Here is a 23982-nt window from a genome sequence, read left to right on the forward strand (position 1 = left end):
CGTTTTCGTGACACTCTCGCCCATACAATTTTACCGTCATCGTCCGGAGAGTCGGTATGGACGTTCTGTCCCGACTGCGGAGCAGTTTCGTCACCGGCCTCATTCTCGTGACCCCGCTGGCCGTGACCGTGTTCGTCCTCCAGTTCGCGTTCAACCGCATCACCGCCGCGCTCCGCCCGGTCGTCCGCGAGGTGACGCCCTTCCTCGCCGGAGCGCTCAACTACTCCGGCGACATCGTCTTCATCTCGCAGGTGCTGTCGGCGCTCACCATCGCCGTGGCCATCTCGCTTCTCGGCTACCTCGCGTCGATGAGCCTCGGTCAGCGGCTCTTCGGGAGCTTCGAGCGCGGCGTTCGGCTCCTGCCGCTCGTCCGCACCATCTACTTCGGCGTCCGGCAGGTGTCGGAGTCGCTCACCGAACCGACCGCCGGCTACGACCGCGTGGTGTTGGTCGAGTACCCGCGCGAGGGGCTGTTTTCCATCGGCTTCGTCACGAACGAGGCTCCGCCGTCGGTCTCGGAGGTCTCCGACGACGACCTGTTTACCGTGTTCGTCCCGCACAGCCCGAACCCGACCGCCGGGGCGCTCGTCATGGTCTCGGCCGACGAGATTCGCGAACTCGACATGCCGGTCCGCCGCGGTCTCCGGCTGCTCGTCACCACGGGGCTGAGCGTCGACGACCCCGAGACGCTCCCCTCCGGACCCGCGGGATACGACCCCTCGAACGGCGAGGGCGGCGTCCGGGCGGAGACTGACCAGCGTCGCAGCGCGGGCGAGAGCCGGGCCGAGTGAGTTACACGCCCCAGATGAGGGCGATGCCGGCGGTCGTGACGACCGCGAGCAGGAGTTGGAGCGGCGCGCCCACGCGGAGGTAGTCGGTGAATCGGTAGCCGCCCGGCCCGTACACCATGAGGTTCGTCTGGTAGCCGATGGGCGTCATGAAGGCCGTGCTCCCGCCGAACGTGACCGCGAGCGCGAAGCCGAAGGGGTCGGCACCGAGGCCGAACGCGGTGTCGATGGCGACCGGGAGCAGGAGGACGACGCTCGCGACCGGGGTGATGACGTTCGCCAGCAGCCCCGTGAGCAGGTAGAACGCGGCGACCACGGCGATGACGGGCAGGTAGGTCGCGGCGACGCCGACGAACTCAGAGATGAGCGCGACGCCGCCGGTTAGTTGGAGCGCCCGGCCGAGCGGGATGACGCCCGCCAGCAGGAAGATGACGTTCCAGCTCACCGCGTCGTAGGCGTCGCTCGCGGACAGACAGCCGAGCGAGACCATCGCGGCGACGCCGCCGAGCGCGGCGATGGCGATGGGGACGACGCCGAGCGCGGCCAGCCCGATGACCGCCGCGACGACGGCGAACGCCCGGAACGCCGTGGGCGACAGCCCGCCGTTGTCCTCGATGAACTCGTCTGCGACCTCGCTCGTCACGACGAAGTCGCCGCTGTCGCGGAGATACCGCGCCGTCTCGTTCGTCGTCTGGAGGAGCAGCGAGTCGCCGGCTTGGAGGTCCACGTCGCGGAAGTGCTCGCGGATGAGGTCGCCGCCGCGCCGGCGGACCGCGAGCACGGTCGCGTCGTACCGCTCGCGGAGTCGCGCGCCGCCGACGGTCTCGCCGACGAGGCCGGATTCTCGGGGGACGACGAGTTCGACGAGCGCCACGCGGTCGGGTCGGTCGAGTTCGGCGTCGGTGACCGACGCCCGCGGGAGAAATCGCAGGCCCGCGAGGTCGCAGAAGCGCCGAATCGTCGCCGGGTCGCCCCGGACGGTCAGGATGTCGCGGGCGGCCACCTCGCGGTCGGAGTCGGCCGCGATGAAGTGTTCGCCGCCGCGGAGCACGTCGAGGATGTCCACGTTGAGGTCGCGGTAGGTGTCGTCCGACACCTCGCCCGCGGGGATGCCGACGAGCGGCGACCGCGCGGGGACGAGCACGCGGGCGAGAAACGGCTCGACGCCGTAGTTGCCGGTTCGGTTCCCGGGCTCGATTCGCTCGGGGAGGAGCCGCGGCGCGACCGCAAGCAGGTAGCCCGCGCCGACGACGAACACGAGCGCCCCGAGCGGCGTGAACGTGAACATCGAAAACGGCGGCAGTCCGGTGGCCTCGGCGTAGGCCTCGCTGGCGACGAGGTTCGTCGCCGTCCCGACGAGCGTGAGCGTGCCGCCGAGCATCGAGGCGTACGAGAGGGGAATGAGGAGCTTCGACGGCGAGACGTTCGCCTGGTCCGCGAGGTCCGACACCATCGGCACGAACACCGCCACGACCGGCGTGTTGTTGACGATGCCCGCGATGGGGCCGGTGAGGCCCACGACCGCGGCGAGCAGTCGGCTCTCGCTGCCGTTCGTGAACGAGGCGACCGCGTCGCCGAGGACGCGAATCGCGCCGGTCTGTCGAACCCCCTCGCTGAGGGCGTACATCGAGAGGATGGTAATCGTCGCGGCGCTCGAAAACCCCGACAGCCCCGTCTGGAGGCCGACTCGCGTCCACGGTTCGAGGACGACCAGCGCGACGATGACGCCGATGGCCGTCACGTCCGGCGGGGCCGCCTCCGTCACGAACAGCGCCATCGTGACGACGACGAGGGCGAAGACGACGAGCATTCCGGACGTGACGGCGACCATGCGGGCAGTCGACTCGGCGGCGGCTTAATGCTACCCCGCGCGACTGTCGGCCGCGGCGACGGGTCGCTTGCCGCCGGCGTCCCATCGGTGCTCGCGCTCACTCGCCGGTCGCGACGCTTTTAGTCGCCCGCGGTGTAGCCTCGGGCGATGCGACTCGGAATCATGGAGATGGTCGGTCTCGCGGCGACCCTCATCTTCGCCATCCCCGTCGGCGGCTTCGGCCTCACGCTCCTCGCCGACGGGCGGACCGCCTTCGGCGGCGCGATGCTCCTTCTCGCGGTGCTCATGGTCGCGCTCCCGAAGTTCCTCACCATGCCGCAGGACCTCCCCTCGCTCGCGGCCGAGAAAGTCGTCGGCGGCGTTGCGAAAGAGCCGGACGACGAGGAATAACTCCCCACGAGGGACGCAAGGGACGCGAGCCGACTACCAGCGACTCGGGTCGAGACCGGTCGGCGCGCCGCCGAGCAGCCGCGGCCCGTCGTCACCGACGACCAACACGTCGGTCAGTTCGACTCGCCCGTGGTCCGCGTGCGTGACCGCGGCGCGGACGCGCAGGACGTTGCCGGCGACGAGTTCTCTGTCGCCGCCGAGCGGCGGGTCCTCCCGGGCCGCGAGGCCGATGCCGCCGCCCACGTCTCTCGTCACCTCGTCGGCCATCGAGAAGCCGAACGCGGCGGTCTCCGCCCGGAGTTCGCTCCCGAGGAAGCCGGCGTCGTCGCCGGGGTCGGCCTCGGCCAGACTGACTTTTCTGGCGGCGTCGCAGGCGACGTGCGCCCGGCGCTCCCACCCGCCGTCGGGGTCGACGACGAACGTGCGAGCCAGCGCGCCGCGGTAGCCGGTCGGTCCGCGCGGGCCGACCGAGACGACGATGGGTTCGCCCGGTCGGAGTTCGACCGGCTCGCCCCCGCCCCCGTCGCCTCGGGGTCCCGCGCGAACCGTCGTCGCGCCCGCGGCATCGACGCCCTCGGCCGCGAGCGTCGCGTTCACCTGCCGGCGGAGTCGCTCGGTCGACAGCGGTGCGCCGTCCCAGTGGAGGACGGACTGTTCGTCGTCGCCGTTGTCGTCGCGGCCGTCGTCGCCGTCGTCAGCTTCCTCGACCGTCGCCGCCGACAGTATCGCGGCGGCGCGCCCGACGCCGCGAGTCGCCGCGCGCTGAGCGGCCTCGATGGCGTCGCGCTCGGCGTCGTCTTTCACGGCGCGGGCGGCTTCGACCGCCGGGGTCGACGCGAGGTCGTAGCCCGCCGATTCGAGGTGGAGCGCGGCGTCGTGCGGAACCGTCCGCGGCGCGAGGACGGTCCCGTCGGAAGCGCCGTGTTCCGCGAGGACGGCCGCGGCGGCCGTCCCCGGCGGCCTGTCGTCGACGCGGACCGAGGCGACCGGGAGCGACGGCGGTTCGACGGTCGAGGGGACCCGGAGATGCGTCTCGCCGCCGACGCGGACGAACACGAGGTCGCAGTCGAACGCGCGGCCGGTGAGGTAGCGACTCGTCGGGTCGGCACCGCGGGAGACGGCGACGAAGCCGACGGCGTCTCGCTCGGACACGGCGGCGTCGATGGCGTCGCCGCCGCGCGGACTCCACCGCACGGGACGTTACGCCTCTGGTTCGGGCGCGGGCAGTTCCTGCGCGTCGTCGACGAGTTCCTGCGCGGGTTCCTCGCGAATCTCGTTGTGGAGCAGGACGCTGATGGGGAGCGTCGGCGCGCCGGTGACGAGGTTTTCGAGGACGATGAGGCGCTCGCGGGCGCGGGACATCCCGACGTAGAAGACGCGGCGCTCGTTGTCGGTGATGAGCGGGACGGGGCTCGTCGTCGCGGTGAACTCCTCGATGCCGCGGGCTTCGAGCTCCTCGTCGGAGACGGACGCCGCCATCTGCTCGACCACCTTCTCGGTCAGGTCGGTCGCCATGAACACGTGGTCGGCCTCGCGACCCTTCGCGGAGTGGATGGTGCCGACGCGGACGCGACTGGGGTCCATCTCCTCGTAGCCGCCGCCGAAGTACGCGTTGACGGACTTGCGCTGGAAGCTCGTCACCTTGCGGACCATGTCGCTCGCGGACGAACTGTCGGGGGCGAACGGTGCGAAGTTCTTGATTTCCTTCGGCGTGAACTCGATGTTCGTGATGTCGTCGACGCCGACTTCCTCCTGTCTGTCGTCGATGGCGTCGAACAGGTCGTCGCGGTCGTTCGTGCCGAACGCGGAGTCCTGGAGCATGTCCGCGAGGCGGCGGGCCTCCAGCCCGTTGACGGGCTCTTCGGCGTCGAGCGCCTCGACCGCGCGGACGTACTGCGTGAGCCGGTCGGTCCACATGCGCTGGTCGGTCAGCGTCGAGAAGGGGATGCCCGACGGGAGGAACTCGTCGATGAACTGGAACATCTGGTAGCGCGCGCGGAACAGCACCATCACGGTGCCCTCGTCTTTCTCGACGGTGTAGCGGACGTTCCGGGCGAGTTCGAGCATCGACGGACTCTCGACGGCCTCGACCGCGCCGCCTTCCTTGCGCGGCTTGAGGTCCTTCTCCTGTCGCTTGTCGATGTGGCGAATCTCTCGGTTGACGACGTTGAGGACGTTCGACGGGAGGCGGTAGGAGTTCGGCAGAATCTCGTCGTTGTCGCGTTCGGCGTCGAGGAGGAGGTTCGGGTCCGCGCCCTGCCACGCGTAGACGACCTGGTCGTCGTCGCCGGCGATGAGGACGCCCCGCATGTGGGGCTTCCACTCCTCGTACACGTCGTACTGGAGGGTCGTGATGTCCTGGAACTCGTCGATGACGAGGTAGTCGACGTTGGGGACGAGCGCGCGCTGCTTGACGCGTTCGAGCATGTCAGCGAATCCGACCAACCCGTGTTCGCCCTTGTAGGCGCGCCACGCGCGGATGGCCTCGGGGATGTCGATGCGGTCGTCGTCGGAGGGCCACGTCGGGGTGTACTTGTTGCCCTCTTGGGCGTTCGGGTCGACTTCCGGCGGGAGGCGGACCTCCTCGACGTTCCACTGGAACGGCACGTCGTACCAGTCGGACACGTCGCGGCGGGTGCGCTGGAGCCACTGGCTCGTGGCGATGACCTTGTTGCCGATGGTGGTCGAGCGGGCGGTCCGGCGGCCCGCGCCGCCGTACTCGTCTTCGAACTCGATGCCGTAGTCCTCGCAGAACTCCTGTTTGTCGCTCTCGCCGACCACGTCGTTCCGCGAGAGGCTCAAGAGTTCGTACGCCTTCGCGTGCATCGTCGAGACGTTCCCCTTCAGCGACCGGGGGTTGATGTCGAGTCGCTCAGCGAGCCGGTCGCGGACCTCGGCCGCCGCGGCTCGGGTGTAAGAGACGACGAGAATGTCGCGGATGGTGACGCCGTCTTGTTCGAGAATCTCCTCGACCTTGTCGAGCAAGGCCGTGGTCTTCCCGCTTCCCGGGCCGCCGAACAACCGGGTGACGGTCACGTCGGATTCGCTCATTGTGCACGTTCACGGTCTTATCGGTGATAAGCGACGTGCTTCGGACGAGGGCGAACGCGCCCGGAGTAGCGTACTCGCCGGGCGTTCGCGGACGGCTCACCGAACGGGTGGGAAACCGTCGAGAACAGGTGCTCGTGGCGTGGTCAGTTCGGACGCGTCAGGCCTCCGGCACCCACCCGCAGACGGAGCAGGTCGCCGCGCCCATGTCGTGCAGGGCCCCGCAGTCGGGGCACTGCAACTTGTTATAGGATCGGTCCCAGCGTGCCGGTTCTGTCTCGTGACCGCGGTCGGTCAAGAACTGGTCGAACAAGTCGTCACTGGGTGCTGAGGCCATACATGGTATGATATGGCATACCCCTATTTAGTTCCTACGACGACTCCGAGTTGTCGAAAACCGGGCGACTGCGGCGGACTGTTCCGCTCGTTTACAGGTCGTACAGCGCCCCGTATTTCGACTCGACGTAGTCGAGGAACGCGTCGGCGGCGAAGTCTTCACCGGTGGCTCGCTTCACGAGGTCGTTCGTCTCGTAGCGCCGACCGTGGCGGTGGACGTTCTCCCGGAGCCACTCCCGGAGGTCGTCGAACTCGCCGTCGGCCAGTTTCCCGTCGAGGTCGTCGATGTCTTCCTCGGCGGCCGAAAACAGTTGGGCGGCCATGATGGAGCCGAGCGAGTAGGTCGGGAAGTAGCCGAAGTTCCCGTACGCCCAGTGGATGTCCTGCAAACAACCCTCGGAATCGGTGTCCGGGCGGATGCCGAGATACTCCTCGTACTTGTCGTTCCACGCCTCCGGCACGTCCTCGACGTCGAGGTCGCCGGCGATGAGGTCGCGTTCGAGTTCGAACCGGATGACGATGTGGAGGTGGTAGGTCAGTTCGTCCGCCTCGACGCGGATGAGGTTGTCGTCGTACACCCGATTGGCCGCTTCGTAGGCCTCCTCGACCGTCGCGTCGACCTCGGGGAACCGGTCTTCGAGCGTGGGCAGGAAGTGCCGCCAGAAGGCGCGCGAGCGGCCGACGTGGTTCTCCCAGAGCCGCGACTGCGACTCGTGGACCGAGAGGTTGCGGTCCTCACCGAGCGGGGTCGCGTAGTGCTCGTCGGGCAGGCCGAGGGTGTACAGCGCGTGGCCGAACTCGTGGACGGTCGAAAACAGCGACCCGAGCACGTCTGACTCGTCGTAGCGGGTCGTCACGCGGGCGTCGAACTGCGTCCCCGAGGAGAACGGGTGCGGGGCGGTGTCGAGACGGCCGCGCTCCCACGGGTAGCCGAGCGTCGTCAGCGCGTCGCGGACGAGTTCCTCTTGGTCCTCTTCGGGGAACTCGCCCTCGAAGGCGTCGACCGCGAGGTCCGTGTCGGACTCGCGGATGTCCTCAATCATCGGGACGAGCACCTCGCGCACCTCTGCGAGAATCTCCTCGGCCTGTTCGAGCGGGAGACACGGCTCGTAGTCCTCGAACAGCACCTCGTAGGGGTCGCGGTCGGGGTCGATGTGCTCGGCGTACTGCCGCTTCAGTTCGACGTGCTTCTCCAGATGCGGCGCGAATTTCTCGAAGTCGTCTTCGGCCTTCGCCTGCTTCCACGCCGGAATGGCCTCCGACGACGCCGCCGAAATCTTCTCGACGAGGTCGTTCGGCACGCGGGCCGCCCGCTCGTAGTCGCGGCGGAGTTCGCGCAGCACGTCGGCCTGCTCGTCGGTCGGGTCGTCGGCCTCGGCCGCGTCGAGGAGGTCCCCGAACTCGTCGTCGGTCAGGAGTTCGTGGCTCAAGGCGGAGAGCGCGGACATCTGCTGGGAGCGCGCAGGCGTTCCCTCGTCGGGCATCACGACCTGCTGGTCCCACGAGAGGATGCCGCCGGCGTTCTCGACGTTGGCGATTCGCTTGTACTTCGTGAGGAGTCGGTCGTACGCCGACTCCGAGTCGGATTCCGCGGAGGACTGTGCCATGATACGAACGGTGGTCTCGGAGGCGTATTAAACCGCAGGAGGCGGTCATTCGTGGCGGGCTTTTGCTACTCGGTCGTCACTGGGCGCGCTTTCGACTCCGACGAGATAGCGACCGGCTCCAACGACACAACAGCCGTGAACGACACCGCGAAAGCCCCCGCGAGCGACGACTCCCGCGGCGACGCGCGCTCCTCGGCCTCCGGCCTGCGGTGCTCACGCCGCCGGGGTTCGCCCTCGCTCGCGGCCCCTTTCAGTCCCGCCCGGTGGTGTCTCGGGCGTCGTCGCGGGCGGGGTGTTCAGGTGTCGTCGCGGGCGGAGCCGGTGGTTCTCACCACTCCCCAACGAGCGCGCGGTACGTCTCGTAACACCGCGCCAGCACGTCGAGCGACACGCTCTCGTCTCTCGTGTGCGCCTCGCCGGGCTCCGAGGGGCCGTAGACGACACAGGTCGTGCCCGCCTGCGCCAGCCACCCGGCGTCGGTCGCGTGGGGCTTCGTCGTCTGTTCGGGTGCTTCGTCGCCGCGGGCCTCGTGGACCGTCCGAGCGGCGTCGAGGACGCGGTCAGCGAACTCGGCGTCGTCGCACGCCATCGGCGGGAGGTCCTGTTCGACGACCCACTCGACGCCCTCGATTTCCGCAGCCAGCGCGAGGTCAGCAAAGCCGCCGGGGACGGTCCGCTCGTCGATGGTCACCTCGCAGCGGTCGGGGATGACGTTCCACGCGCTCCCGCCGTCGATTTCGGTGACGGCGAGGCTCCCCGAGACGGGGTGGCCGAGGACCTCGGCGTCCGGTATCGAGAGGCCGCGGACCACGTCCACCGCGTCGGTCGCGCGGTAGACGGCGTTCTCGCCGCGCTCGGGTTCGCTGGCGTGGCAGGCGGTCCCCGACGCGACGAGGGTGCTCGCCCGGCGGCCCCGGTGGGCGACGGCCACGTCGGTTCGGTCCGGGCCGGTGTAGTTCGTCGACCCCTCCGCGACGACGGCGTAGTCGAGTTCGAAGCCGTCGTCGAGGGCGGCGCGGACGCCTTCCCCGCCGATTTCCTCGCCGACGAACGAGGCGAAGGCGACTTCCGAGTCGGCGTCGGCGGCCGCGTCGCGGAAGGCGAGCATCGACGCCGCGACGGCACCTTTCATATCCGCCGCGCCGCGGCCGTAGAGGCGGCCGTCGCGGGTCTCGACCACGTAGTCGCCGCCGTCCGTGGTCTGGCGGTCGGCCGGCGGAACCACGTCGTGGTGGCCGACGAGCGCGAGCGACTCGCCGACGCCGGGGTTGACGCGGGCGACGACGTTCCCCGCGTCGTCTCTGGCCACGTCGGCGTCGGTCTCCTCGCGGAGCCACGCTTCGATGGCGTCGCCGGCGGCGGTCTCGTCCTCGTGGCTCGGCACCGACACGAGCGTCTCCGTGAGGTCGCGGAGTTCGTCCATGCCGGCCCGTCGGCGGGTCGCTCCAAAAGCGTGTGCGTCCGGCAGTCCCGCCGCGGACCCGTCGCGACTGCGGTCGGGCACTCCCTCGCGCCGCCTCGCGGGGAGTCCGTTATCAAATTCCGAGAATGCCCGGTCCGGCTTATGACGTATACCCCGCACGTCGGAGTATGCGACTCGTCTCGACGTACGAACAGTTGCTCTGGGGAAGCATGGACGCGCTCGGTATCTCGGGTTCGGTCGAGAGAAAGGTCGTCGCCGCCGTCGCCATCCAGTTCGCGGTCTCGCTCGCGCAGGCCGCGCTTCCGTGGGTCGCGACCGGCGCGCTCCGACTCGAACTCTCGGCGCTCCTCCTGTTCGGTGCCGGCCTCGCGTTCGTCAACACGATTATCATCACGCGAAAAGACATCGTCTCGCCGATCGAGTCCATCTCGTCGGCGGCCGCGGGCGTCGCGGCGGGCGACCTGTCGGCCCGCCCCCCGGACGTGAGCGGAACCGACGAGGTGGCCCGCCTCGCCGACGACTTCGGCGCGATGCACGACCACCTCTGCGTCGTCGCCTCGCAGGCGGGCGCGCTCGCCGACCAGCGGTTCGACGACCCGGCGCTCGACGAGAACTTACCGGGCGAGTTCGGTGACGCGCTCGACCGGATGCAGCGCGACCTCGCGGACTACACGCGCAACCTCCAGCACCTCGTGGAGGCGTTCGCGGAGGCGACTTCGCGGGCGCAGGCGGGCGACCTCACCGCCACCATCGACACCGACGACTGGGGCGTCGACGACGAGCGGTACGCGGAGGTCGCGGCGACCTACAACGACCTCGTCCGCACACTCTCGTCGACCATCGGCGAGGTGCAGTCGTTCGCACAGGAGGTGTCGGAGATGAGTTCGACCGCCCGCGAGCACGTCCGCCGGGCCGACGCCGCCAGCGAGGAAGTCGCCGCCTCGGTCACCGAAATCTCCGACGGCGCGGGGGCGCAGACGGAACACCTCCAGACCGTCTCCGACGAACTCAACACGCTCTCCGCGACCGTCGAGGAGATAGCCGCCTCCGCCGACGAGGTCGCCACCACGGCCGAGACGGCCTCCGAGCGCGGCGAGGTCGGCCGCGCCGCCGCGACCGAGGCGATGGAGGAGTTAGACACCGTGGAGGCCCGCATCGACCGCACCGCCGACGCCGTCGCGGAACTCACCGAGAGCATCGAGGAGATAGACGAAATCGCGGCGTTCATCGACCACGTCGGCTCGCAGACCGACCTGCTCGCCATCAACGCGGCCATCGAGGCCGCCCACGCGGGCGAGGCCGGCGACGGCTTCGGCGTCGTCGCACAGGAGGTCAAGTCGCTCGCCGAGGAGACCCGCGACTCCGCCGACGAGGTATCGGGCCTCATCGCAGACATCACCGAGCACTCCGAGGAGACGCTCGCCGACGTGCGGGAGATGAACCGGCAGGTCGCCGACAGTCTGGAGACGGTCACGGAGGCCATCGGCGAGTTCGAGACCATCGTGGACATGGTGACGGATATCGACGCCAGCGTGGCCGAGGTGAGCGCCGCGACCGACCAGCAGGCCGAGTCGGCGGCGGACATCGCCGCCCGCGTCGACGACGTGGCGAACATCTCCGAGGAGACCGCCGGCCAGTCGCGAACCGTCGTCGAGACCGCACAGGAGCAGTCCGAGTCCATCGGCGACCTCGCGGACCAGACCGAGGTGCTGTCGTCGCAGGCCGCCGACCTCGACGACCTCGTCGAGTCGTTCGAGGTGGTCGACGGCGAGCGAGCCGTCGCGCCGGGCGACGACTGAGTCGGGGTCGCCGGACGCGGGGCGCGGAACGCGGGACGCGGTACCACCCGACGACCCGCCGGCGGTGTCACCGCTTTTATCTACAACCTTATCCGTCACCCGCCCAAACTCACGCGCATGAAGATAGTGCCGGACACGAGCGCGGTCATCGACGGTCGCGTGTCCGAGCGAGTCGACGACGGCACCTACGAGGGTGCCGACGTACTCGTCCCCGAGGCGGTCGTCAGCGAACTCGAATCGCAGGCCAACGACGGCCGTGACACGGGCTGGGAGGGCCTTTCGGAGCTCCAGCGCCTCGCAGAGTTCGCCGACGACGGCGTCATCGACCTCAACTACGTCGGCCGTCGCCCGAGTTCGGGCGAGACGAAAGGTGCCGGCGAGGGCGACATCGACGCGCTCATCCGCGACATCGCCACCGAGCGGTCGGCGACGCTCCTGACGAGCGACGTGGTGCAGGCCGAAGTGGCGAAGGCGAAGGGCGTCTCGGTCGAGTACGTCGAGGCCGCGGTCCGCGGCTCCGGCGGGCTCATCATCGAGCGCTTCTTCGACGACCAGACGATGTCGGTCCACCTCAAGACCGACACCCGCCCGAAGGCCAAACGCGGCGCGGTCGGCGAGATGCACTACCAGCCCATCGCCGACGAGCCGACCGACGAGGCGACGATGAAGGAGTGGGCCGACGACATCGTCAACTCCGCCCGCGCCGCCACCGACGGCTTCGTCGAACTCTCCGAGCCGGGCATGGACATCGTCCAGTTCCGCGACTACCGCATCGCGGTCGCCCGCCCGCCGTTCGCCGACGGCATCGAAATCACCGCCGTCCGTCCCATCGTCAAGACCGAACTCGACGACTACGAGTTCGCCGACGAACTCCGCGACCGACTCTCCGAGCGCCAGCGCGGCGTCCTCATCGCCGGGTCGCCCGGGGCCGGGAAGTCCACGTTCGCGCAGGCGGTCGCCGAGTTCCTCAACGACAGCGACTACGCGGTCAAGACGATGGAGAAGCCGCGCGACCTCCAGGTCGGCCCCGACATCACCCAGTACACCGCCCTCGGCGGCGACATGGCGAAGACGGCCGACTCGCTGCTGCTCGTTCGCCCCGACTACACCATCTACGACGAGGTCAGAAAGACCGAGGACTTCTCCGTGTTCTCGGACATGCGGCTGGCGGGCGTCGGCATGGTCGGGGTCGTCCACGCCACCCGCGCCATCGACGCGCTCCAGCGCCTCGTCGGCCGGGTCGAACTCGGCATGATTCCGCAGGTCGTCGACACCGTCGTCTACATCGAAGACGGCGAGGTCCACACGGTGTACGACGTGCGCACCGAGGTGAAGGTGCCCGAGGGCCTCTTCGCGGAGGACCTCGCCCGTCCGGTCATCCAGATTCGGGACTTCGAGACCGGCACCCCGAAGTACGAGATTTACACGTTCAACCGGCAGGTCGTCACCGTCCCGCTCGGCGAGGACGGCGAGGAGAAGGAAAGCGGCGTCTCCCGGCTGGCGAAACAGGAAATCGAACGGGAGATTCGCTCCATCGCCCGCGGCCACGTCGACGTCGACTTGCAGGGCCAGAACCGCGCGGTCGTCTACGTCGAGGAAGACGACATCTCCTACGTCATCGGGAAGGGCGGCGGCCGCATCTCGGACGTGGAAGACCGACTCGGGATCGACATCGACGTGCGGACCCACGACGAGAAGCCCTCGTCGTCGGGGCAGCACGCGGGCGCGAACGCCGGCGGACAGTCCGGCGCGTCAGCCTCCGCGGGCGGGGCCGACGAGGGCGTCGTCGTGACGCCCGAGGTCACCTCGCGGCACGTCGTCGTTCGGATGGACGGCCACGTCGGTGAGACGGTCGAGGTCCGCGCCGACGGGGAGTACCTGTTCACGGCGACGGTCGGTCGCGGCGGCGACATTCAGGTCTCCCGCGGCAGCGCCATCGCCGAGGAACTGGAGAACGCAATCGACAGAAAACAGCAGATTACGGTCGTTCCGGCCTAACAGAACGGCCGAATCGTCGTTTTCGTCGGTCGGAGTTCGACCGGGTCGACACGTCGCAACTGGTCTCTTACGACACCGACTGCGAAGCGTGCGGTGGTTCCGCGGCGGTTCTGATTACTCGGCGCAGCAGGCCTTTTCCTTGCCGCCGTCGGCTTTGGCCTGCGCCTGCTGCGGCGCGAGATCGGTCAACTGATAGAGGTTCTGTCGGGCGTCGGCGAAGTAGACGTCCTCGTCGACGATACCGATTCCCTCCAGTCGTTCGAGCGCGTAGCGAACGGTTCGCGCCGAGAGCATCGACTCTTCGACGATGCCTTTCTGGGTGAGCGGACCGTTGTATTCGAGCACTTTGAAAACAAGCTTCGCACTCGGTGGGAGGTCGTCGAGACTCTCCTCTTCTGTTCCAGCCATCGTTACGAATCGAAACGCGCTACCAGCATAAACCTTGTTGGCCTGCGACCGGCCGACAACGCTTTATCCGCGGGGCGGCGGGAGGAACGAACGCCTTTTGACGCCGGATATCGCACGGGAACACATGGCCACGGAAACGCAGACCGGACTCTCCAGTCACATTCGCGGAGTGACGGTCACGACACTCGCCTGCCTCGCCGGCATCGCCGCCGCGGTGGTTTCGGGTGCTGTGGTGGGGACGAGTCCCGAGGCCGCGACCAATCAGTTGGCCGTGGGTATCCTCGGGGCGCTCGTCCTCATTCAGTTCCCCGTGCTCCGCGTCGTCGGCGTCGACGTCAACGGGTTCGGCGCGAAGGACTACCTCTACGTGGTGTTCATGACCTTCGCGCTCTGGTTCATCACGTTCGCCATCCTGCTGACTTCGGGTGTTCAGCTCTAACGATGGCCGACGATAGTATCGCCGTCGTCGACTTGGACCGGTGTTCCCCGGACCGTTGTAGCTACGAGTGCTCGAACTTCTGTCCGCCGAACCGGACGGGCAAAGAGTGCATCACGCTCCGCGGCGAGGACGCCGAGCAGGGCGGCCCCGACCAGGTGCGCATCTCCGAGGAAATCTGTCTCGGCGAGACCTGCGGCATCTGCGTCGAGAAATGCCCCTTCGATGCAATCGAAATCATCAACCTCCCGTCGGAGCTCGACGAGGAGCCGACCCACCGCTACGGCGAGAACGCCTTCTCGCTGTACGGGCTTCCGGTCCCCGAGGCCGGTTCGGTCACGGGCATCCTCGGCCCGAACGGTATCGGGAAGACGACCGCCGTCCGCGCCCTCGCGGGCGAGATGGTCCCCAACCTCGGCAACTACGACGACGACCCGACGTGGGAGGCCGTCCTCGACCGCTTCCGCGGGACCGAACTCCAGAACTACGTCGAGCAGGTCCGCGACGGCGAGGTCTCCATCGCGCGCAAGCCGCAGTACGTCGACCAGATTCCCAAGCAGTTCGACGGGACGGCGCGCGAACTCCTCGAAGCGACCGACGAGCGCGGCGCGCTCGACTCCTACATCGACCGCCTCGACATCGGGCCCGTCGTCGACAACGACATCGAGACGCTCTCCGGCGGCGAACTCCAGCGGGTCGCCCTCGCGGCGACGCTCGCCCGCGACCGCGACTTCTACTTCCTCGACGAGATTTCGCCGTACCTCGACATCGGCCAGCGCGTCACCGCCGCGCGGCTCATCCGCGAACTCGCGGAGGACGAAGACCGCGCGGTGCTCGTGGTCGAACACGACCTCGCCATCCTCGACCTGCTCGCCGACACGCTCCACGTCGCCTACGGTGAGCCCGGCGCGTACGGTGTCATCACCGACCCCAAGTCGGTCCGAAACGGCATCAACGAGTATCTGAAGGGCTACCTCTCGAACGAGAACATGCGCATCCGCCCGGAGGCCATCACCTTCGAGGAACACGCGCCGCGGGAGACGACGAAGGCCGAACCCCTCGTCGAGTACCCCGACCTCGCCAAGTCCTACGGCGACGGCGAGTTCTCGCTCGAAGTCGAATCCGGCACCATCTACAACGGCGAAGTGCTCGGCGTCGTCGGCCCGAACGGTATCGGGAAGTCGACGCTCGCACAGCTGTTTACGGGCGACCTGACGCCCGACGCGGGCGACCTCGACTTCGCGCTCGACATCTCCTACAAGCCGCAGTACATCGAAATCGACCAGCCGATGCGGGTCGACGCGTTCCTCTCGTCCATCACCGACCAGTTCGGTTCGTCGTACTGGAACACCGAAATCGCGAACCCGCTCCAGCTCAACCGCATCATGGAGCGCAACCTCACCGACCTCTCCGGCGGTGAGCGCCAGCGCGTCGCCATCGCGGCGTGTCTCTCGCAGGATGCCGACCTCTACCTGCTCGACGAGCCGTCGGCCCACCTCGACGTCGAACAGCGCGTGCAGGCCACCTCGGCCATCCGCCGCTACGCCGAGAACCACGACGCGACGGTCATGGTCATCGACCACGACATCTACATGATGGACCTGCTCGCGGACCGCCTGATGGTGTTCGACGGCGAGCCGTCCATCGAGGGCCACGCCTCGAAACCGCAGGAGATGCGCGACGGCATGAACGACTTCCTGTCGGACCTCGACATCACGTTCCGCCGCGACGAGCGCACCCAGCGCCCGCGCATCAACAAGCCCGACTCGCAACTCGACCGCGAGCAGAAGCGCGCCGGCGAGTACTACTACGCCGAGTAGCGACCCGGTCGCCCGTTCGCGTTTCCGTCCGCCTCGTTTTTGTTTCCGTTTTCGCTCCTTCGCTCTCGCTTTCGGTTAGCTCTCGGTCTCGGTTTCCTTCCGTCTCAGCCGGCGGTTTCTCGCCGCCGGCGACCCGGTTACACGCCGCGCCGCGAGTGACTCCGATGTTACTACGGACGTTTTCACGGCCACGCTCGAAGACGGGGATATGACGAACGATTCCCCATCCGACGGCTCGCTCACGGACGACACCCACCTCGGTCGGGTCGCGCTCCGCGTCGGCTCGCTCGACCGCGTCGTCCCGTTCTACCGCGACGTGGTCGGCCTCGCGGTCGAGCGCGAACGCGACGGGTCGCGGGCGGTGCTCTCGGCCGGCGAGACGCCCGTCGTCGTCCTCGACGAGGACTCCGACGCCCCCGAGCGCGGTCGCCGGGAGGCCGGGCTGTTCCACCTCGCGGTTCGCGTGCCCGACCGCGGCGCGCTCGGTGACGTGCTCGCCCGCGCCCGAACCCGCGCCGGCGACACGGGTGCGACGCTCTCCGGCGCGTCCGACCACCTCGTCAGCGAGGCGCTGTACTTCCGCGACCCGGAGGGCAACGGCGTCGAGGTCTACCGCGACCGCCCGCGCGAGGAGTGGCCGTGGACCGACGACCGCCGGGTGTCGATGGACACGCTCCCGCTGGACCTCGGTGCGCTCGCGGACGACGCCGCCGGCGACGAGGTCGCGCCCGCCGGCACCGACCTCGGCCACGTCCACCTCGAAGTCACGAACGTCCCTCGTTCGCGGGATTTCTACGTCGACGCACTCGGTATGCGCGTCCGCGACGAGGGTTACCCCGGCGCGGCGTTCGTCGCCGCCGGCGAGTACCACCATCACGTCGGCCTGAACAGTTGGAACACCCGAAGCGCCCCGGCCGGCGGGAGCCGCGGCATCGAGTGGTTCGAAGTCGTCGTCCCCGACGCCGCGACGCTCGACGCGGTCCGCGAGTCGCTGGTCGACGCCGGCCACGAGATCGAACAGGACGGGTCCGACGAGCCCGGGTCCGGCGACGGCGACGCGACTGACGCGGCCGACGCGTCAACCGCGACCGAGTCGCTCGTCCTCTCCGACCCCGACGGAATCGGCGTTCGCGTCGTTCGCAGCCGCTGACGCGTCGGGTTTCCCGAACGAATAATTTTGTCGCTGGTCGCCCAACGCGACGGTATGATATCGAGCGAGTCGAGCGAGCGCCGTCGCGGGCTCACCCTCCGGAGCCCGGCGTTCGACGACGGATGCCCGATACCCCGCCCCCACGGCTACGCGGCCGCAAACGAGAATCCGCCGCTCCGCATCGGCGGCGTGCCACCCGGGACCGCCTCGCTCGCCCTCGTGATGGACGACCCCGACGCCGTGAAGCCCGCGGGCGAGGTGTGGGACCACTGGCTCGTCTGGAACGTCGCCCCCGAGACGGACGCCATCGCGGCGGGCGAGACGCCACCGGGCGCGGTCGAGGGAACGAACAGCTACGGCGAGCGGGGCTACGGCGGCCCGAACCCGCCGGACGGCGAGCACACCTACCGGTTCCTGCTGTACGCGCTCGATGCACCCCTCGACCTCGACGCGGGCGCGACGAAGGCCGACCTGAAGCGCGCCATCGCGGGACACGTCGTCGCCGAGACGAAACTGACCGGGTGCTACGCGCTCTGAGCCGGCCGAAAACGGGTCCCTCGCTCACCGGCCGCCGTCGGACTCCACGACCGCACCTGCGCCGTCGTCGCCCGCCAGAAGCGTCACGTCGTAGCCGAAGGCCCGAATCACGTCGAGGTTCGTCCGCACGTGGTCCGTGACGGCGGGAATCCGCAGGCGACCCCCGGCGAGCGCGACCCAGACGAGCAGCTGGTCGGCCATGTGTCGGTCCACGGGCGCGTCGCCGCCGAGCCAGTCGAGGAACGACGCGGCCGCTCGCGACCCGACCGCCTCGGCCGGCGTGCCGCGCTCGCCGTAGGCGTCGAAGCCGGCGACGACCGACTCGGAGCCGTCGCCGGCGCGCTCGTCATCCTCTCCCCGCGCGACGGCGACCACGACCGACCCGGGCGAGTCGCTTTCGACCGACGAGACCGCGGCGTGAACGGGGAACTCGACACCCGCCTCGGCGAGCGCGTCGCGGACGCCCTCCACCTGTCGCTCGGCCACCGCGGCGTCCGCGAGCGAGTCGCTTTCGACCGAGTAGACCCGGAGTTCGTCGGGGTCCGCGCGGCGGTCCAGCGCCAGCGGGGTCGGCTCGGCCGGTTCGATGCGGAGCGAAAGCCTTCCGCCGCCGGCCGGGTAGAAGCCGCGGCGGGGCACCGAGACGCCGAACTCGACGCCGAACCTCGAACACAACGGGCGCTTCACGTACCGGAGGTAGTCGGCCGGCGGCGACCACCGAACGTCGGTGCCGCCGGTGACGGTGAGCGAAAGCGGGTCGTCGAGGGCGACGGCCGCCGGGAGCACCGTCTCACAGACGAGCGTCGCGCTCCCGGCCGTGCCGACGGCGACCTCGACGGGGTCGGTTCGGACGCTGTCGGGCGAAAAGCGGAGCGTCGAGGAGCCGACCTCGCCGCCCTCGACCGCGGCGTTCGAGACGGCCGCCGCGACCGAGACGCAGGCGACGTGCTGGGCCTTCAGTCCGGGCGTCGAGCGGTTCCCGCGGACGTTCGTCATCTCGAACGATTCGCCGGTGACGAGCGAGAGCGCGAGGGCGGTTCGCAGGGGTTGGCCGCCGCCGTTTCGGCCGTCGAGTCGTCGCATTCAGCGGACGACGGTGACGGGGCAGGACGCCCGTTCGACCAGTTCCTTGGCGACGCTGCCGACCAGCCCCTCGTAGCGCTTCGAGAGGCCGCGGTGGCCGACGAAGATGCCGTCCGCGTCCGCCTCGTCGGCGTAGGCCGGAATCGCCTCGACGGGGTCGCCGTAGAGGAGTTCCGTGGCCGCGTCGACGCCGGCGTCGGCGGCGCGTTCGGCGGCCGCGTTGAGGACGCGTTCGGCGCGCGATTCCGCGTCTTCGAGGCTCTCGGCGACGATGCGGTCGCCCGTCCCCGCAACGCCCGCGACCGGCTCCTCGCCGCCTTCGACGAGGACCTGCGGTTCGACCGCGTGGACGATTGTGACCGTCGCACCCAGCGGTTCGAGCATCGAAAGCGCGTGGTCGAGCGCTCTGTCGGCGGCCGCAGAGCCGTCTACTGCAACGACGAAGTTCATACCTGAATACAGGTGCCGAGACGAGAAAAAGGGTGAGTCGAGACGGAGCGAGACGGAACGAGACGAGACGGGCGGGACTCGCGTTCGGGCGCTAGTGGACGAGCCGACTGCAAGTGCCACAGAGGTTCTCTTCTTTCACGTCGACCTCTCGGACCGTCGGCGAGAAGGACATGACGCACTTGTTGTTGTCGCAGTGTTCGAGGCCGAGGGTGTGGCCGATTTCGTGGACGACCTCTTTTCGCACGCGGTCGGACAGCACCTCCTCGGCGGGTTTGTTCGTGATGCCGCCGTCGCTGGAGGTTTGGAGACGGTACGTGGAGATGACGGAGCCGTTGCCGTTGAGGTACGCGAGGCCGAAGACGTAGTTTCGGCGGCGGTAGTAGAGGTCTTTTTCGGTGATGCCGATGTTCTTCTCGCCGCGCCCGATGCGGCTCGCCAGCTCGATGAACTGCTCGGCCCGGTACTGGTTTCGGCTCCGGTCGAACGCGCCCTCGGGTATCGCCTGATTCGATTGCACGGTCACGTCGCAGTCGTAGACGGAGCGGAGTCCGGCGGATGCCTCCCGCTTGACGGCCGCAGAAATATCCCCGATAGGCACGATATCGACGAGCATGCGAGGGATTAAGCGGGGACGCTTCATAAATATCCCGACGTGAAAAAATCGCTGCGCGACGCGCTCGTCAGACGGTTGTCGGGGTACGACCGCGCGGTCGAAGTCGGGGTCGGCCGGGAGCCGTCGGTGGCGGCCGCCCTCGCCGCCCGCGGGGTCGACGTGGTCGCCGTCGACGTGCACGACTTCCCCGTCCCCGACGGCGTCTCGTTCGTCCGCGACGACGTGTTCGCCCGCGCCGACGCCGCCGACCTCGGCCCCTACGCCGCCGCCGAGGTCGTCTACGCGCTGAACGTCCCCGTCGAACTCCACCGCCCCGCCGCGGAGGTCGCCCGCCGCGCCGACGCCGACTTCCTGTTTACCACGCTCGGCTACGACGAGCCCTCGATTCCGGTCTCCCGCGAGTCGCTGCCGGGCGACACCTTGTACGCCGCCGAGCGCGGGCGACGGGACCAGCGCGCCCGGCGGGACTCTCCCGGTCGGTCCCAAGAGTAAGGCACTTGCCCGCTCGTCGCGGGCTTCCGGTATGCACGCGGACGCTGTCGTCCTCGATATCGACGGAGTGCTCGTCGACGTCGCCGACTCCTACCGGCGCGCCATCGTCGAATCCGTGGACCGACACTACGGCACGACCATCTCCCGCGACGAGGTCCAACTGTTCAAGGACGCCGGCGGCTTCAACAACGACTGGGAACTCACCTACGCGGCGGCGCTGTCCGTCCTCGCCGCCCGCGAGGCCGACCTGTCGGTCGCCGCGTTCACCGGCGAAATCGAGGCCCGCGGCGGCGGCCTCGACGCCGCCGAGGCGACCGTCGAGGCCCTGCTCTCGGAGCCGAGCGTCGTCTTCGACGAGTGGGACCCCGAGGCGCTCCGCGAGACGTTTCAGGCGCTCTACCTCGGGAGCGACCTGTACCGCGACCTCGAAGGCGGCGACCCGCCGTTCGAGGCCCCCGGCTACATCCACGACGAACCGGTGCTCCTCCGCCCGGAGACGCTCGACGCCCTCGGCGACCGCGAACTCGGCGTCGTCACGGGTCGTCCCGCCGCCGAGGCCGACATCGCGCTCGACCGCGTCAACCTCGACGTGGCCGACGACCACCGGTTCACGATGGACGACTGGGAGGAGGGCAAGCCCCACCCCGCCGCGCTCGTGACGGTCGCGGAGCGCCTCGGAGCCGACTCGGTCGTCTTCGTCGGCGACACCCTCGACGACGTGAAGACGGCGCTGAACGCCGACGCCGCCGACCCCGAGCGCGTCTACTACGGCGTGGGCGTCCTCTCGGGCGGCCTGACCGGCGACGACGGCCGACAGAAGTTCTCCGAAATCGGTGCGGCCGCCGTCGTCGAGGACGTGAACGAGGTTCCGGACCTGCTCGACTGATGGCTCAGACGCCGACTCAGACTCCCGTTTCGCCGCCGGAGGGTCGCTGATGGGACACCTCCGCGCCTTCGTCGTCACGCTGCTCGCGCTCGACGCGCTCGTGGTCGTCGTCGGGACGTACCTCCTCCCGCCGGACCCGTTCGCGCAGTTGGTCCTCGTCGGGCCGCTCCTGCTTTTGGCCCCGGTGGTCGCGTGGTGGCTCGTCTACCGCGACGGCTTCGAGCGGGTGCAGGCGCTCGTCGAGTCCGACGGCGGGGGTCGATAGCGCCGTCCACCCGCCGCCGCCCGCCCGCGAACACAGGCAGAACCGACCGGTCGCACAACCCTTTAGGTCGGCTCGGTCCGGAGGTGTGTGTATGCGAATCGCACTCCTCGGTGGGACCGGCGACATCGGCGAGGGCCTCGCCCTCCGCTGGGCCTACCACACCGACCACGAGGTCATCGTCGGGTCGCGCGACCCCGACAAGGCCCGCGCGAAGGCCGACGAGTACGAGACCGAACTCTCCAGCCGCGGCCGCGACGTGAAGGTAAACGGCTTCACGAACGAGATGGCCGCCGACCGCGCCTCCGTGGTCGTCCTCGCCGTGCCGCCGTACCACGTCTCCGACACCGTCGAGGCCGTTTCCGACTCGCTGTCCGAGGGCGACGTGCTCGTCACGCCCGCGGCGGGCATGAAGCGCGACGACGACGGCTTCCACTACCACCCGCCGAAGGCCGGGAGCGTGACGGCGCTCGTCGCCGACGCGGCCCCCGACGACGTGCCGGTCGTCGGCGCGTTCCACAACCTCGCGGCCGGCCGACTGGCCGACCTCGACGCCGACCTCGGTATCGACACGCTGCTCGTCGCCGACGACGAGGACGCCAAAGAGACGGTGCGCCTGCTCGCCGAGGGCATCGACGGCCTCCGCGCGCTCGACGGCGGCGGCCTCGCCAACGCCCCCGAAATCGAGGGTATCACCCCGCTTCTCATCAACGTCGCGCGGAACAACGACGGCCTACACGACCTCGGCATCCGGTTCAAGTAGCGCCGTCCGACCCGCGCCCGAAGCCATTTTTCACGACAGTTCCGACCGCGGCACTGTCGCGGCCTCCCCGTAGAGCGTCCGCGCCACGAGCAGTCCGACGACGACGACGAGCGCGACGCAGGCGAGGTACTCGACGCGGAAGCCGACCACCTCGGCCAGCGGGACGGCCACGAGCGGGCCGAGCGTCGACCCCGAGTCGCCGAAGACGTTGTAGACGCCGCCGAGTTTGCCCACGTCGTCGGCCGGGCTGAGGTCTCCGAGATAGGCCAAAAGCGGCGGGTTCGACCCGCCGACGCCGACGCCGATGAGCGCCACGCCCGCGAGCGTCGAGGGGAGCGTCGGTACGAGCGCCAGCAGGGTGAACCCGGCCGCGAGGACGCCCAGCGCGGGGAGCGTCAGCGCCGCGCGGTTCGACAGGCGGTCGGAGTACCGGCCGACGACGAGCGTCGTGACGCTCGACGCGACGACGCCGACGGCCATCACGACGCCGCTGACGCCGGCCCCCGACAGCCCGCCGAGCGAGATGTCGTTCGCCGTCGCGTACAGCACGGCCGTCGAGAGGAGGACGCCCGAAAACAGGAATCGGACGGCGAAGTTGACGGTGCCGACGGTGAAGATGCGGATGTCGGCGCTGACAAGCCGCGGCACCTCGCGGAGCGAACTCGCCGCCGTCACGTCGGTTTTCACGTCCGGGAGGACGGAGATGGCGACGAGGGCGGCGAACAGCCCCGCGCACCCCGCGACGGCGAACGCGGTGGCGTAGCCGAACGCGTCGGTGACGAGGCCGCCGACGACGAGGCCCGCGGGGAAGCCGAGGCTCTGCCCGCCGCGCATGTAGCCGACCCACTTCCCGCGGTTTCCGTCCGAGGTGACGTGGGTGATGGTGCTGAACGCGCCGACGAAGACGAACGCCGAGCCGACGCCCCAGCAGGCCCGCGACAGGAGGAAGACGGTCGCGCTGTCGAGCGGAATCGGCCCGGGGTTCAGCCCGAGGACGTAGCCGAACGGCGACAGCCCCTGCACGACGAAGCCGGCTATCATCGGCCGGCGCGTCCCCATCCGGTCGAGTATCTGCCCGGCGGGCGTGTTCACGACCAGCCGGGTGAACCGGTTGGCCGAGAGGATGAGACCGACCACGAACGGCGTGATGCCGATGATGGGGCCGAGCGTCGGGAGCGTCGGGAAGGCGACGCCCGCGCCGACGCCGCCGAAGAAGACGCCCGCGATGAGGCTGCCCGCGACGAACTCGACTGACGGCTCGTCGCCGCCGAACAGCCGACTCACGCCGCCGACCCTCGGGAGGCGGACGCGGCGCGGTGGGGCGTGGGGTGCGCGGGAGCGGACTGGGAGTCGCGGGTTCGAGGGGCGTGCATCGAGAGGGTGCGCTATCGTAAACGCACGCTCTTGGTGCTTTGCAATCGGGCCGTCTCGTCCGGGAACTGCGGGCGTCGGCGCGGCGAGCGACTACCGGCGTCGTCGTCGCGGTCGCGGTCGTGGGACCCCGTCTCAGAAGCGGGCTTTCAGCTCGTCGCGCAGGTCGTCGAGCGAGGCGTCTTTCATCGACAGCAGGACGAGCAGGTGGTAGACGAGGTCGGCGCTCTCGTAGAGCAGTTCCTCGCCGTCGTCGTCCTTGGCCGCGAGGATGGTCTCCGTCGTCTCCTCGCCGAGCTTTTCGAGGACGTAGTTCTCGCCTTTCTCGTGGGTGAAAAGCGTCGTCGTGTAGGAGTCTTCGGGGAGGTCGGCTTTGCGCGACTCGATGGTCGCAAAGAGTTCGTCCAAGACCTCGTCGGTCGGGGTGTCGGCGTCCATGGTCGCACGACGGGCGGGCGCGGAAAAAGACCCTCTGGTTCCGGCGAGCGGCC

24 protein-coding genes are annotated in these 23982 nt (G+C 69.3%); 12 read left to right on the top strand and 12 right to left on the bottom strand.

Annotated elements, in window-relative coordinates; genetic code table 11:
• Positions 1-56 precede the first annotated feature (56 nt).
• Entirely contained in the window at positions 57-791 is a 735-nt protein-coding gene (locus DVK03_RS02230) for a DUF502 domain-containing protein (RefSeq protein WP_115802122.1), read from the top strand.
• A gap of 1 nt (position 792) precedes the next feature.
• Here the strand turns inward: DVK03_RS02230 and DVK03_RS02235 are convergent, their stop codons facing one another.
• Positions 793-2619, bottom strand: coding sequence for an SLC13 family permease (locus DVK03_RS02235; protein WP_115802123.1), 1827 nt, complete (start codon positions 2617-2619; stop codon positions 793-795).
• Between the two features lie 147 nt (positions 2620-2766).
• Here DVK03_RS02235 and DVK03_RS02240 point away from each other — a divergent pair, with 147 nt between their 5' ends.
• Positions 2767-3009, top strand: coding sequence for a hypothetical protein (locus DVK03_RS02240; protein ID WP_115802124.1), 243 nt, complete (start codon positions 2767-2769; stop codon positions 3007-3009).
• A 33-nt stretch (positions 3010-3042) separates the two neighbouring features.
• On the opposite strand, the gene DVK03_RS02245 is transcribed toward DVK03_RS02240, so the two are convergent.
• The 5 genes from DVK03_RS02245 to DVK03_RS02260 all read right to left on the bottom strand — a co-directional run bounded on the left by DVK03_RS02245 (position 3043) and on the right by DVK03_RS02260 (position 9423).
• Positions 3043-4203, bottom strand: coding sequence for a M24 family metallopeptidase (locus DVK03_RS02245; RefSeq protein WP_115802125.1), 1161 nt, complete (start codon positions 4201-4203; stop codon positions 3043-3045).
• Between the two features lie 6 nt (positions 4204-4209).
• Positions 4210-6060 (bottom strand): UvrD-helicase domain-containing protein, encoded by a 1851-nt coding sequence (locus DVK03_RS02250; RefSeq protein ID WP_008605905.1) that lies wholly within the window; start codon positions 6058-6060, stop codon positions 4210-4212.
• Between the two features lie 157 nt (positions 6061-6217).
• Complete coding sequence (locus tag DVK03_RS20465; RefSeq protein WP_004044508.1) at positions 6218-6394, bottom strand: HVO_0416 family zinc finger protein; 177 nt, start codon at positions 6392-6394, stop codon at positions 6218-6220.
• 91 nt (positions 6395-6485) lie between these two features.
• Positions 6486-8000, bottom strand: a complete 1515-nt coding sequence (locus DVK03_RS02255) for a carboxypeptidase M32 (protein WP_115802126.1) — start codon at positions 7998-8000, stop codon at positions 6486-6488.
• Positions 8001-8328: 328 nt separating this feature from the next.
• Entirely contained in the window at positions 8329-9423 is a 1095-nt protein-coding gene (locus DVK03_RS02260) for a M20 family metallopeptidase (protein ID WP_115802127.1), read from the bottom strand.
• Between the two features lie 167 nt (positions 9424-9590).
• Between DVK03_RS02260 and DVK03_RS02265 the strand changes: the two genes are divergently transcribed.
• Complete coding sequence (locus DVK03_RS02265; protein ID WP_115802128.1) at positions 9591-11222, top strand: methyl-accepting chemotaxis protein; 1632 nt, start codon at positions 9591-9593, stop codon at positions 11220-11222.
• 117 nt (positions 11223-11339) lie between these two features.
• Positions 11340-13220 carry a PINc/VapC family ATPase gene (locus DVK03_RS02270; protein ID WP_004065310.1) on the top strand — a complete coding sequence of 627 codons (1881 nt, stop codon included), beginning with the start codon at positions 11340-11342 and terminating at the stop codon, positions 13218-13220.
• A gap of 114 nt (positions 13221-13334) precedes the next feature.
• Here DVK03_RS02270 and DVK03_RS02275 read toward each other — a convergent pair whose 3' ends face one another.
• Positions 13335-13628: a helix-turn-helix domain-containing protein gene (locus DVK03_RS02275; RefSeq protein WP_004044502.1), complete on the bottom strand. Its 294-nt coding sequence runs from the start codon at positions 13626-13628 to the stop codon at positions 13335-13337.
• A 124-nt stretch (positions 13629-13752) separates the two neighbouring features.
• Here DVK03_RS02275 and DVK03_RS02280 point away from each other — a divergent pair, with 124 nt between their 5' ends.
• The 4 genes from DVK03_RS02280 (at position 13753) to DVK03_RS02295 (ending at position 17571) form a co-directional block, all read left to right on the top strand.
• The gene (locus DVK03_RS02280; RefSeq protein WP_004044501.1) at positions 13753-14067 is read left to right on the top strand and encodes a hypothetical protein; all 315 of its coding nucleotides are present in this window, start codon (positions 13753-13755) and stop codon (positions 14065-14067) included.
• A gap of 2 nt (positions 14068-14069) precedes the next feature.
• A complete protein-coding gene (locus DVK03_RS02285) occupies positions 14070-15884 on the top strand; it encodes a ribosome biogenesis/translation initiation ATPase RLI (RefSeq protein WP_004044500.1) in 1815 nt (604 codons plus the stop codon).
• 208 nt (positions 15885-16092) lie between these two features.
• Positions 16093-17034, top strand: a complete 942-nt coding sequence (locus tag DVK03_RS02290; RefSeq protein WP_115802129.1) for a VOC family protein — start codon at positions 16093-16095, stop codon at positions 17032-17034.
• A gap of 54 nt (positions 17035-17088) precedes the next feature.
• Positions 17089-17571 (top strand): YbhB/YbcL family Raf kinase inhibitor-like protein, encoded by a 483-nt coding sequence (locus DVK03_RS02295; RefSeq protein ID WP_115802130.1) that lies wholly within the window; start codon positions 17089-17091, stop codon positions 17569-17571.
• Positions 17572-17595: 24 nt separating this feature from the next.
• On the opposite strand, the gene rtcA is transcribed toward DVK03_RS02295, so the two are convergent.
• The 3 genes from rtcA to DVK03_RS02310 form a co-directional block, all read right to left on the bottom strand.
• The gene (gene rtcA, locus DVK03_RS02300) at positions 17596-18654 is read right to left on the bottom strand and encodes an RNA 3'-terminal phosphate cyclase (protein ID WP_115802131.1); all 1059 of its coding nucleotides are present in this window, start codon (positions 18652-18654) and stop codon (positions 17596-17598) included.
• A complete protein-coding gene (locus DVK03_RS02305) occupies positions 18655-19104 on the bottom strand; it encodes a universal stress protein (protein WP_004065305.1) in 450 nt (149 codons plus the stop codon).
• A 91-nt stretch (positions 19105-19195) separates the two neighbouring features.
• Complete coding sequence (locus DVK03_RS02310) at positions 19196-19717, bottom strand: archaemetzincin family Zn-dependent metalloprotease (RefSeq protein ID WP_004065304.1); 522 nt, start codon at positions 19715-19717, stop codon at positions 19196-19198.
• A gap of 39 nt (positions 19718-19756) precedes the next feature.
• Here DVK03_RS02310 and DVK03_RS02315 point away from each other — a divergent pair, with 39 nt between their 5' ends.
• The 4 genes from DVK03_RS02315 (at position 19757) to npdG (ending at position 22120) form a co-directional block, all read left to right on the top strand.
• Positions 19757-20209 (top strand): UPF0146 family protein, encoded by a 453-nt coding sequence (locus DVK03_RS02315; protein ID WP_115802132.1) that lies wholly within the window; start codon positions 19757-19759, stop codon positions 20207-20209.
• A 31-nt stretch (positions 20210-20240) separates the two neighbouring features.
• Entirely contained in the window at positions 20241-21095 is an 855-nt protein-coding gene (locus tag DVK03_RS02320) for a TIGR01548 family HAD-type hydrolase (protein WP_115802133.1), read from the top strand.
• Between the two features lie 49 nt (positions 21096-21144).
• The gene (locus tag DVK03_RS02325; protein ID WP_004044492.1) at positions 21145-21360 is read left to right on the top strand and encodes a hypothetical protein; all 216 of its coding nucleotides are present in this window, start codon (positions 21145-21147) and stop codon (positions 21358-21360) included.
• A 91-nt stretch (positions 21361-21451) separates the two neighbouring features.
• Positions 21452-22120: an NADPH-dependent F420 reductase gene (gene npdG, locus DVK03_RS02330; protein WP_004044491.1), complete on the top strand. Its 669-nt coding sequence runs from the start codon at positions 21452-21454 to the stop codon at positions 22118-22120.
• Between the two features lie 30 nt (positions 22121-22150).
• On the opposite strand, the gene DVK03_RS02335 is transcribed toward npdG, so the two are convergent.
• Together DVK03_RS02335 and hisE are read right to left on the bottom strand one after the other, a co-directional pair.
• Positions 22151-23404, bottom strand: a complete 1254-nt coding sequence (locus DVK03_RS02335; protein WP_115802134.1) for an MFS transporter — start codon at positions 23402-23404, stop codon at positions 22151-22153.
• Positions 23405-23626: 222 nt separating this feature from the next.
• On the bottom strand, positions 23627-23929 hold the full coding sequence (hisE, locus tag DVK03_RS02340) for a phosphoribosyl-ATP diphosphatase (protein WP_004044489.1): 303 nt from the start codon (positions 23927-23929) through the stop codon (positions 23627-23629).
• Between the last annotated feature and the right edge of the window lie 53 nt (positions 23930-23982).

Source organism: Haloferax sp. Atlit-109R, from assembly GCF_003665865.1.
Taxonomy (GTDB): domain Archaea; phylum Halobacteriota; class Halobacteria; order Halobacteriales; family Haloferacaceae; genus Haloferax; species Haloferax volcanii.